The 10,148-nt window shown below is 51.3% G+C and carries 11 protein-coding genes; 4 read left to right on the top strand and 7 right to left on the bottom strand.

Annotated features, from left to right (window positions below; translation table 11 throughout):
- A partial coding sequence (locus IQ219_RS11075) for an FAD/NAD(P)-binding protein (protein ID WP_194072630.1) occupies positions 1 to 202 on the bottom strand: 202 nt, incomplete at its 3' end.
- Positions 203 to 307: 105 nt separating this feature from the next.
- On the opposite strand from IQ219_RS11075, the gene IQ219_RS11080 reads away from it, so the two are divergent.
- Positions 308 to 1,279, top strand: a complete 972-nt coding sequence (locus IQ219_RS11080) for a GTP-binding protein (protein WP_194072631.1) — start codon at positions 308 to 310, stop codon at positions 1,277 to 1,279.
- Between the two features lie 30 nt (positions 1,280 to 1,309).
- Entirely contained in the window at positions 1,310 to 2,359 is a 1,050-nt protein-coding gene (locus IQ219_RS11085; protein ID WP_194072632.1) for a WD40 repeat domain-containing protein, read from the top strand.
- 9 nt (positions 2,360 to 2,368) lie between these two features.
- Here IQ219_RS11085 and IQ219_RS11090 read toward each other — a convergent pair whose 3' ends face one another.
- On the bottom strand, positions 2,369 to 2,929 hold the full coding sequence (locus IQ219_RS11090) for a hypothetical protein (RefSeq protein WP_194072635.1): 561 nt from the start codon (positions 2,927 to 2,929) through the stop codon (positions 2,369 to 2,371).
- 249 nt (positions 2,930 to 3,178) lie between these two features.
- On the opposite strand from IQ219_RS11090, the gene IQ219_RS11095 reads away from it, so the two are divergent.
- On the top strand, positions 3,179 to 4,354 hold the full coding sequence (locus IQ219_RS11095; protein WP_190599133.1) for an LL-diaminopimelate aminotransferase: 1,176 nt from the start codon (positions 3,179 to 3,181) through the stop codon (positions 4,352 to 4,354).
- Between the two features lie 38 nt (positions 4,355 to 4,392).
- Positions 4,393 to 4,764 carry a DUF1622 domain-containing protein gene (locus IQ219_RS11100; protein WP_190599134.1) on the top strand — a complete coding sequence of 124 codons (372 nt, stop codon included), beginning with the start codon at positions 4,393 to 4,395 and terminating at the stop codon, positions 4,762 to 4,764.
- Positions 4,765 to 4,815: 51 nt separating this feature from the next.
- Here the strand turns inward: IQ219_RS11100 and IQ219_RS11105 are convergent, their stop codons facing one another.
- The 5 genes from IQ219_RS11105 to IQ219_RS11125 form a co-directional block, all read right to left on the bottom strand.
- The gene (locus IQ219_RS11105; protein ID WP_228016961.1) at positions 4,816 to 5,265 is read right to left on the bottom strand and encodes a pentapeptide repeat-containing protein; all 450 of its coding nucleotides are present in this window, start codon (positions 5,263 to 5,265) and stop codon (positions 4,816 to 4,818) included.
- A 123-nt stretch (positions 5,266 to 5,388) separates the two neighbouring features.
- The gene (gene trpA, locus IQ219_RS11110) at positions 5,389 to 6,183 is read right to left on the bottom strand and encodes a tryptophan synthase subunit alpha (protein WP_190599136.1); all 795 of its coding nucleotides are present in this window, start codon (positions 6,181 to 6,183) and stop codon (positions 5,389 to 5,391) included.
- 154 nt (positions 6,184 to 6,337) lie between these two features.
- Positions 6,338 to 7,513, bottom strand: a complete 1,176-nt coding sequence (gene dnaN, locus IQ219_RS11115; RefSeq protein ID WP_190599137.1) for a DNA polymerase III subunit beta — start codon at positions 7,511 to 7,513, stop codon at positions 6,338 to 6,340.
- A gap of 97 nt (positions 7,514 to 7,610) precedes the next feature.
- The gene (locus tag IQ219_RS11120) at positions 7,611 to 8,537 is read right to left on the bottom strand and encodes an EfeU/Ftr1 family ferrous iron transporter subunit (RefSeq protein WP_194072633.1); all 927 of its coding nucleotides are present in this window, start codon (positions 8,535 to 8,537) and stop codon (positions 7,611 to 7,613) included.
- A 180-nt stretch (positions 8,538 to 8,717) separates the two neighbouring features.
- Positions 8,718 to 10,148 (bottom strand): NADPH-dependent assimilatory sulfite reductase hemoprotein subunit (locus IQ219_RS11125; RefSeq protein WP_194072634.1); only part of this gene is annotated, 1,431 nt, incomplete at its 5' end.

The following is a 10,148-nucleotide window of genomic DNA, read 5'->3' on the forward strand; positions in this document are numbered from 1 at the left end:
ATCGCAGATGGGGAATTTCCGCTGCGGCAAATTGGTATTGCCAACGCTGGAGCCAGTCGCCACTGGGATCAAACACCAAAAATCGTCCCCGCAGGGGTTTTCTTTTTTGTAATAAATGGGTCACTAGGGTTAAGGCTTGGGGGCCCGCTCCGGCGATCGCCAAATCAATAAACTTTGGCAGGATTCTAGGCTCAGGTACCATAGGCAATGAAAATGATTATCGTTATTTCTGATAACAGAACATCCTACGGGTGAATCCGGATTAAAATCAAGGTCGTTGACTATCCTCTGAATCTGAAATCTGATTATGGTTATTGCTAATGCCCTACGTTCGGTTCCAGTCACAGTGCTTACAGGCTATCTAGGGGCGGGTAAAACAACTCTCCTGAATCGCATTCTCACCCACGAACATGGGAAAAAGGTGGCGGTGATTGTCAACGAATTTGGCGAAGTGGGCATTGATAACCAACTGATCATTGATGCCGACGAAGAAATTTTCGAGATGAATAACGGCTGTATCTGCTGTACTGTGCGGGGTGATCTGATCCGCATCATTAGCAACTTAATGAAGCGTCGGGACAAATTTGATCACCTTGTCATTGAAACCACCGGATTAGCTGATCCGGCCCCAGTGATTCAGACTTTTTTCGTGGATGACGAGGTACAAACCCAAACCAGCTTAGACGCAGTGGTAACGGTGGTGGATGTCGCCCATATTGCCCAACACTGGGAAGCGGAAGAAGCTGTAGAGCAAATTGCCTTTGCCGACGTAATCTTGCTTAACAAAACTGACCTGGTTACGGAGGTCGAGTTGCAGGCTCTAGAGGAAAAAATCCGGGCTATGAATGCGATCGCCAAAATTTATCGCACCCGTGATGCCCAGGTGGAAATGGACTCTATCCTTGGTGTGAATGCCTTTGATTTGGGTAATGCTTTAAAAATTGATCCCGAATTTCTCAACGAAACTGCCCACGAACACGATGAAACCGTTCATTCCATTGCTCTAGTGGAACCAGGGGAAGTAGACGGGGATAAACTCAACCGCTGGCTGGGGATCTTGTTGCGAGACCGGGGGCCGGACATTTTCCGCATGAAGGGTATCCTCAATATTGCCGGAGAAGACTGCCGCTTTGTTTTCCAGGGGGTCCACATGTTGTTTGAAGGGCGTCAGGATCGTCCTTGGCGGGACGATGAACTCCGTAAAAATGAGTTGGTCTTCATCGGCAGAAATCTGGAAGCCATGGATTTGGAGCAAAACTTTCGGCAATGTTTGAAATAAGCATCGCCGATACCTTATCCCCTCTCTCCTATGACTAAATCCCTGCTTACCTTGAGTTGGCAAACCCTTCTTGCCGATTATGTAACGGCGATCGCCTGGTCACCCAATGGATCTTTTCTGGCGGTGGCTTCAGCAGCGGGGGAAGTGGTGCTATGGCAAATTAGGGGAAAAAGATTACTAACTTTACAGCAACAGCAGGGATTGTCCGTAGATGTGATCGCCTTTTCCGCCGATGGTCAATTTTTGGCAACGGGGGGCCAGGATGGCACGGTGCGCATTTGGCAGATAGTGGAGGATGGGGCAGTATTACTAACAGAACTGGAAAATAAGCGGACTTGGGTCGATTGCCTGCGGTGGCATCCTCAGCGTCCAGAACTGGCCTTTGCCCTGGGAAAATACACCCAAATATGGGATGGGGGCCTCCAGGCAGTGGTAGCAACGATTAACTTTGAAAAATCGTCGGTGTTGGATATGGCCTGGCATCCCAGCGGCAACTTTTTAGTCCTAGCCGGTAACCAGAGCCTCAAAGTTTGGAAAACAAAAGCCTGGGATGATGATCCACATCTGCGGGATATTAGTGGAGCTAGCGGGGTGATCGCCTTCTCCCTCGATGGGCAGTATTTGGCTTCCGGTAATAATGACCGAACATTGTTGGTTTGGGAATGGGAAAACCTTGACCCCTGGCAAATGCAAGGATTTCCGGGCAAGGTAAGGCATTTGGCCTGGTCTATGAAAGCTCCGGACAGCTCACCCCTGTTGGTTTCTAGCAGTGGTAAGAGCATGGTGGCCTGGGTTCAGGCAGAAAATGATAATTGGGTCGCTCAACCGTTGGATTTACACAATGGGACAATAACGGCGATCGCCTTTAAACCCCGTTCCAACCTATTGGCCTCTGCGTCCGAAGATGGTTTAGTCTGCCTGTGGAAAAAAGCTACCCATGCCGCCCAAGTTTTGGAAGGAGTAGCCGCCGGATTCTCTACCCTAGCCTGGTCACCCCAAGGGAATTATCTCGCCGCCGGGGGCTGTGGCGGGGAAGTGCTTCTATGGGCAGAGAATATGACTGGCAAAGGGGATGCGTAGGCACAAGGGTTAGAAAGTTTCCTTTGCCTTTTCCACAGACTCTTCATTTTCCAGGGTTTGCAGAACCACTTGGATATCCTCTTCCGTTGCCAATTCTTGAAGATTGGCCCAGCAATGCCCTTCCACCGGGTCATTAAGCCGAGCCTGGTTTTTGCTAAAAAAGGATTTATCGGTAGTGGGGCGGTTACTGGTTAACCTTTGGGAAGTGTAGGGCTGATCCCGGAGTTGTCGCAAGGCACCGATACAGGCCGGACAATCACAGCCAAATAAAGCAACGGCCGCATCACTTTCCGCATAGCTAAAATCGAAGTCAAACTCTTGGGATTGACTGGGGTTCGCCGCTGGAATGGGCACATTAGCCGCTGAAGCCATTAAAACTTCTCCGTGGGGCGATCGCCCTAGGGAAATAACCTCTTCTGGCAGGGGACAGGAAGCCAATGGAGATGGCGGATTCTGGCCGGAATAAGCCTCAAATGCCGACCCCTTGGGCAAATCAAAAATCCCCATGGTCGCTATGGACAGGGCAAAGGCCGGCACGGCTAAAAACTTGAGAGAAAAATTACTATTCATCCCACTATGGTTGTTTCACAAACTTAATCTAGGTACTCGCCAGTAACCATTTAAACAGACATTCCCCGATTATGGGGTTGCCGAGCAAGGAGGAACCGTTCGCCACACTACACCAATCCTTTTTTGTCATGGTTACCACTATTTTGCCGATTACCTAGTTTACCAATACCCTTAGGGGCAAGCTTTTGCTAATTACTTAAACTGGTGGGCTAGATTGGATCGATCCTGATAATTTCTAATCACTTGTTTATGCAATTTGCCGATCGTCTCAATTCCTTTGGTGGCAACGTTTTTGCTGATATGGATCTGGCTAAAGCCCAGGCCAGGGCCCAGGGACAAACCATCATTGATCTTTCCCTTGGTTCTTCCGATTTACCTACCCCCGCCCCCATTATTGCCACGATCGCCAAAGCCCTGGAAGACCCTGGCACCCATGGCTACCTATTGCACCAGGGAACCTTACCGTTGAGGAAGGCGATCGCCGTTTGGTATGAAAAGAGATTTGGTTTAGCCATAGATGCCGAAACGGAAGTATTGCCCCTGATTGGCTCCCAGGAAGGCACAGCCCATTTACCCTTGGCGGTGTTGAATCCAGGGGATGTGGCTTTGTTAATGGACCCCGGTTATCCTTCCCACATGGGGGGCGTGTACCTGGCGGGGGGAGAAATTTACCCGATGCCATTGAGGGCGGAAAACCAATTTTTACCGGTTTTTGCCGATATTCCCGGGGTGATTTTAAGCAAAGCCAAAATGATGGTGCTCAGCTATCCCCACAATCCCACCACGGCGATCGCCAGCTTAGAATTTTTCCACACAGCGGTGCAATTTTGTCGTGACCATGACTTAGTTTTAGTACACGATTTTCCCTACATGGATTTAGTTTTTGATGGGAGAGAATTGCCGCCATCAATTTTGCAGACCGATCCCCATAAAACCTGTACCATCGAGTTCTTCACCTTTTCCAAATCCTATAACATGGGAGGATTTCGCATCGGGTTTGCCATCGGTAATGCCCAGTTAATTTCGGCTCTGAAAAAAATTAAAGCGGTGGTGGATTTCAATCAGTATGAAGGCATTCTCCAAGGGGCGATCGCCGCCCTGGAAAGTCCGCCGGCCATTGTGCAGCAAACGGTGGCTATATTTTCCCAACGGCGGGCCACCCTGGTTGACGCTTTAGCTAAAATTGGCTGGGCTGTGCCCCTACCCACGGCCACCATGTACGTCTGGGCTCCATTACCCCCTAGTTGGTCTGGCAATTCCCTGGAATTTTGTCAAAAACTGGTGGCCAAAACCGGCGTCGCCCTTTCCCCAGGATCTGGCTTTGGTCAAGGCGGGGAGGGCTATGTGCGTTTTGCTTTAGTACAGGAACCGACCATTTTAGCCACAGCGGCCGAAAAAATTGGCCAATTTCTTAACCACAACTAGGCTGGGGGGAAACAAAATAAAATTACTGTTCCAGACTTATGGAAGTTTTAGATCATTACCTGGGTAACCTGGTCGGCATTACCAAGTTTTTCCTGGAAAGTTTTTCCGTACTCTGTATTATCCTTGGCTTAATTAAAACTTTGCACATGGTTTGGGCTGCCGATCGCCGTACCATGGGCACCCCGAAATTCTTTAATAGTGTTCGTCTGCAATTCGGTTTGTGGTTAGCCTTGGCACTGGAATTTCAACTGGGGGCAGACATTCTTTCCACCACCATCGCCCCCACCCTAGAAAGCCTGAGCAAGCTGGGGCTGATTGCTGTGATCAGAACCTTCTTGAACTATTTCCTCGGCAAGGAGCTGGAATCGGAGATCAGGATGGAAATGGAGCAACAGGAACGGAGTCATTAATATTTGCCCCATGGCGATCGCCATTCTCTGACTAAACTTTAGTAAAGGTAATTAGTCGTCGCCGCCACCAATACCAATGCCAGTGTTATAAATTTCGGCATTTTGGATATTCATGCCATCAACGGTGGCACCGGTCACGTCCACATCGTAGAGTTTGGCAAAGGCAAAATCAGCCTTGGTCAAATTAGCTTGGTTGAGGGTGGCATTGGTGACCATGGCTCCCCGCAGGTCAGCATTCTGTAGGTTAGCGCCGGTTAGATCGGCCCCTTCCAAATTGGCTTCGTTGAGGTTAGTACCCGCCAGGTTAGCGTTGCGTAAATCGGCCCCGATCAGATGGGCACCGGCTAGGTCCGCCCCGGACAGATCGCAGTTCATACAAGCATTGGTTGCCAACAGTTGCTGTACGTGATCAGCATTCTCGGCGATCGCCGTGCCTCCCCACATCAGGGGACTAGCAAAAATCAGACCAAGGGCAATGAATGGGCTTTTAATCGTTTTCATCATCTTTCTCCTCTCGCTCAGTTAACCTCACGATAAAGGGAAACTGCCCAGGCTGTCTTCACCCAAACGGGCTAATTTCCCTGGGGGATGGGGATTTCCGCCCTTGATCCGGAAGAATTGCCTCTAACTAATAGCAGCCTTGAGCTGGCGACAAAAATCCTCTAGGGATTGCAATCCTTCTGCTGGGGTTTGTTCTGCTAAGCGTTTGACCATGGCACTGCCCACAATTACTGCGTCTGCGCCCCAAGCTTTCACCTGCCGAGCCTGTTCCGGTTGGGAAATGCCAAAGCCGACTCCAATGGGCTTATCGGTTACTTGGCGCATCCCTGCCAACAATGTTTCCACCCTTGATCCTACTGCCGTTCTCACCCCCGTTACCCCCGTCACACTGACTAGGTAAACAAAGCCCTGGGACTTTTTGGCGATCGCCGTCTGTCTTGCTGGGGAACTGGTGGGGGCCACCAATAAAATTAACTCCAAGCCCCGCTCAGCGGTGGCCTCCAACAGGCGATCGGACTCCTCTAAGGGCAAATCCGGTACCACTAAGCCCTTTACGCCAGCGGCCTTAATCTTATCGAGAAAAACCTCGATGCCCTGGTAAAAAATGGGATTGTAGTAGGTGAATAAAATAATTGGCGCCTTAATCTCCCCGTGAACCTGCCGGACAATGTCAAGGACGTCATCCAACTTGACCCCTTTTTGTAAAGCCCTGGTGGCCGCCGCTTGGATAACAGGGCCATCGGCCAGAGGGTCGGAATAGGGCACCCCCAACTCAATTAAATCTGCCCCCGCCCGGTCTAAAACTCGCAACGCCTCGGCTGTGGTGGCTAAATCTGGGTCCCCCGCTGTGAGGAAAGGAATCAAAGCACATTCCCCCCTTTGACGGAGAGCAGTAAAACAAGCGGCAACAGCGTTCATGGGCAGGCGACCAAAAAGACAAAAAAATAAGCAAGCATCAGGGAATGGGACAGTTTCCCCAGACAAACCGGCAGAAAGGATGGCCATCAGCGGTTTGAGCCTCACATATTTTGCCATAGTCCCATGGCCAATCCCTAAAGGATTTTGCCCAACCCTAGCCCACTAGCCGCACCGGCATAACCAGATAGGTCATTTTCAGCCCCCCCAGGGGAGTAAAAATCACTGGCTGATTACCTTCATTGAGTTGCATTTGAATATCATTGCTAGGCAATGCCTTCAGACCGTCCATTAAATATTTGATATTGAAAGCAATTTGCCCACCTTCGCCAATAATTTCTGCTCCCATGGATTCTTCCCCATGGCCCAAGTCCTGGGCTTCCACCGCCAACTGGAGTTGGTTACCGGGGCTTTGGAGGGTGAAAGTGACCAAGTTATTTTTCTGATCCGCCAGCACAGAAACCCTTTCCAAGGAGGTAATTAACCGTTTTCGCTCCATGGTGACAGTGCGGCTAAACTGCCGGGGAATAAGCTGGTCATAGGCGGGATAGGCCCCTTCCAATTTGCGGCTGGTTAACCGTTGATCCCCCAACTCGAAAATTACCTGGGTATCGTTCACCACCAGGGAAACTAAATCACTATTGCCCTGGCTGGCCACCATTCTTTCTAATTCCCGTAGGGCCCGGGCCGGGATGGTGACAGCAAAATCCGCCAAGTCACTGCCAGTAACTACGGCTTCCCCTTCATCATTTTCAATTTGGGTAGGGGCTTCCACCACGGCAAGCCGGTGACCATCGGTGGCAGCAAATTCCAAACTGTCGCTACTACCTTTGATATGCACCCCGGTCAGCACCTGTTTAGTCTCATCGGTACTGGCGGCGAACAAGGCTCCCCGTAGCCCTTCATTGAGGGTTGCCACCGGTAACATTAATGGTTTGACTCCTTCCACGGTGGGTAGGGCAGGAAAATCGTCCGCATCTAGACCCCGAATTTGGAATCGCCCTGATTCTGAGGTGATAGTGGTTAAATAACTATCCCCAGCCCCTTCATCGGGATCGATCGCCAGGCTGATATCTCCGTCCGGCAGGCGGGAAACAATGTCATTGAGTAATTTAGCGGGCAAGGTGATGCGGCCACTCTGTTGCACGTCGGCGGTGAAACTAGTCTGGATACCGAGGCTGAGGTCAAAGGCCGTTAGGCGTAGATAATTTTTATCTGCATCGGCTTCGAGGAGCACATTGCCCAACACAGGATGGGTAGGCCGGGAAGAAACAGCCCGACTGACCAGGGATAGACCACTGCTGAGATCGCTTTGACGACAGATGAGTTTCATATACGCACGGGAAAAGGGGGGAAAGAAACCCTACCATTTTACGGATGTTAGGAAAAGGCTGGTTCAGGGAGAGATTTGCTTAAGGCAAGACCCAGCCCTAGGATTTTTGCGCCATAGCTTTAGGAGAATCACCTTTGTCGGTTAAACCCCGGAAATAAAGACTACCAATAACGCTCAAAAAGATGCCGTAGGCGATCGCCTGGAGGAGGTAAAGATGGTCCCGGTAGCCCGCCAGGGTTTTGAGCACAATGCCGGGAAACTGATTATCCGGTAACCAGGGGGCTAAATTCCATAATTGGGGCCCCAGCAGGCAGGAGTCGCCGGGGACAAAACAGAGATAGTCCAGGCCAAGATTGGTCAAACCCATCATGTTGACGGCCAAATCAAGATTTTTCAGCACCCCAATCACTAATCCCCCCACAATAATCAGCAATAAAGTGCCCATTACCAGGAAGAAAAGCTTCAGGTTTAGTTTGACCCCAACGCGGAAAATTAATAGGGCCATAGCCACCGCTGTACCAATGCCAGCCAACGCCGCTCCGATCGCCGCCGGATTAGCCATATTTTGTTGGGCCGCCAGGAATAGGACCATTTCAAAGCCTTCCCGTACCACCGCAATGAACACCACCACGGCAATGGCCCTGCCTCCCCCTTCCTCGGCCAAGGCCTGGTCAATTTGTCCCTGGATTTCCCCCCGCAGGGAACGGGCCTGTTTAGTCATCCAGAGCAACATCCAACTCAGCATACCCACGGCGATCGCCCCCAACAGAGCGGACAAAAGAGCTTTGAGGATGGGAGTGTAGGGCCCCGGCAGACGGTCTACCCCTTGGAGTACGCCCGCCAGTAGGCAACCCACCAACACACTGGCCACTACCCCAGCACTAATGCCCCGGTAAACCCAGCCTTTCAGGTGTAATTGCTGAGCCTGGGCCAAACAAGCCAACACAATGCCCACCACCAAGGACGCTTCCAACGCTTCCCGCAGGGTGATAACGAAAATGGGTAAACCGGCGGCAAAATCCATCTTGATTAACGGGTTAGGGGGACTGGGGGACAGCTAGTTTCAGCTTGGTTAAGTTGGTCGGCAAAATCCTAATTTTTCCCCTCCATAGCCCCAGGAGGGGAGACTCCGATCCCATTGGCCCCCAACTGGGGAGCTGGGATAGTTTAGCCAACGGCATCTTAGGGGAATGATAGTCGGGCCCTATGTGCCGAGGTAGGCGGTGAGGGCTTCCTGGACAATCTGATTCATGGGGCAATTATCCCGCTCAGACCGGGCCTTAAGCTGGGCATACATTTCATCGGATAGGCTAACCCGCCGTTGATTTTTGCGGTTTTTGTTGCCCTTGGTCGGCACAGTGTAACCCTGGCTAAATTCCCGTAGGGCAGGGAAACCAACCCGATGGCAAAAGTCTCCAAAGCTCTCCTTAGCTTTGCGACTCTGTTTGAAGAAGACAAATAGGGGCTCAAAAAAGCTTTCTAGCTGTTCCAGGGGCATTTTTTCTGTGTAGGCGGCGGCCAAATGTTCCTGATTAGGACTTCCCCCCAGCCACACTTGGTAACTGTTGGGGGCACTGCCGACAAAACCAATTTCCGCCATGTAGGGCCGGGCACAACCGTTGGGGCAACCGGTCATCCTGGTGACAATGCTCTCGTTGGGTAAATCTAGACTGTTTAACAGATCTCGTAGGCGGGCATTGACGCTGGGCATAATCCTTTCCGACTCGGTGACTGCTAGGCCACAGGTGGGCAGGGCTGGGCAAGCCATGGAGTAACGCACCAGGGTATCTATCGCCTCTGGGTCGGTAACTACACCGTGCTGTTGAAAAATTTGCTCGATCGCCGTTTTATCCTGGGGATTAATTTCGTAGAGCAGGATGTTGTGGTTAGCGGTGAGGCGCAGGGGGAGTTGAAACTCATCCACCACTTTTCTTAGGGCGGTTTTCAGTTGGAAGTCCCCTTCATCTTTAATGCGGCCATTTTCCACCGAGAGACCGAAAAAGAGTTTGCCGTCCCCCTGTTCATGCCAACCGAGGTAATCTTGGTAACGCCAGGCCGGGAGGGGTTTGAAAGATTGGAACGGTTTGCCTAAATACTTTTCCACCTGTTTGCGGAATTTTTCCACCCCCCAGTCCGCCAGCAGATATTTCATCCGGGCATGGCGGCGGTTATGGCGATCGCCGTAATCCCGTTGGGTGGCCACAATGGCCTTCACTAGGTCGTAAACGTCATCTTTGCCCACATAACCAATGGGGTCAGCGGCCCGGGCAAAGGTTTCCTCCTTATTGTGGGTGCGGCCCAAACCACCACCGGCTAGCACATTGAAGCCCCGCAGCTCCCCATGGCGATCGGTGATTACCACCAAACTAATGTCGTGGGTGTAAACGTCAATGGAGTTGTCCCCCGGCACCGTGACGCTAATTTTAAATTTGCGGGGCATGAACTGTTGCCCGTAGATGGGTTCTTTGGGGTCATCCAGGTTGGTACCGTGGAGATTTTTTTGCCGAGCCGCCTTCACCTCCGGCGCTTCTTCCCCACTAATAACTTTTTCTCCGTCGAGCCAAATTTCGTAATAGGCACCGCTCTGGGGACTGAGCAAATCCGCCACCTTATTGGCATAGTCCCAGGCATAGCC

The organism is Synechocystis sp. LEGE 06083, assembly GCF_015207725.1.
GTDB lineage: Bacteria > Cyanobacteriota > Cyanobacteriia > Cyanobacteriales > Microcystaceae > Synechocystis > Synechocystis salina.

What these genes read in the sequence shown, in the direction of transcription:
- IQ219_RS11100 (WP_190599134.1), top strand. Translation starts at nt 4,393, where the DNA reads ATGGAAGTTTTAGATCATTACCTGGGTAACCTGGTCGGCATTACCAAG.
- IQ219_RS11085 (WP_194072632.1), top strand. Translation starts at nt 1,310, where the DNA reads ATGACTAAATCCCTGCTTACCTTGAGTTGGCAAACCCTTCTTGCCGAT.
- IQ219_RS11090 (WP_194072635.1), bottom strand. Translation starts at nt 2,929, where the DNA reads ATGAATAGTAATTTTTCTCTCAAGTTTTTAGCCGTGCCGGCCTTTGCC.
- IQ219_RS11120 (WP_194072633.1), bottom strand. Translation starts at nt 8,537, where the DNA reads ATGGATTTTGCCGCCGGTTTACCCATTTTCGTTATCACCCTGCGGGAA.
- IQ219_RS11105 (WP_228016961.1), bottom strand. Translation starts at nt 5,265, where the DNA reads ATGAAAACGATTAAAAGCCCATTCATTGCCCTTGGTCTGATTTTTGCT.
- trpA (WP_190599136.1), bottom strand. Translation starts at nt 6,183, where the DNA reads ATGAACGCTGTTGCCGCTTGTTTTACTGCTCTCCGTCAAAGGGGGGAA.
- IQ219_RS11095 (WP_190599133.1), top strand. Translation starts at nt 3,179, where the DNA reads ATGCAATTTGCCGATCGTCTCAATTCCTTTGGTGGCAACGTTTTTGCT.
- IQ219_RS11080 (WP_194072631.1), top strand. Translation starts at nt 308, where the DNA reads ATGGTTATTGCTAATGCCCTACGTTCGGTTCCAGTCACAGTGCTTACA.
- dnaN (WP_190599137.1), bottom strand. Translation starts at nt 7,513, where the DNA reads ATGAAACTCATCTGTCGTCAAAGCGATCTCAGCAGTGGTCTATCCCTG.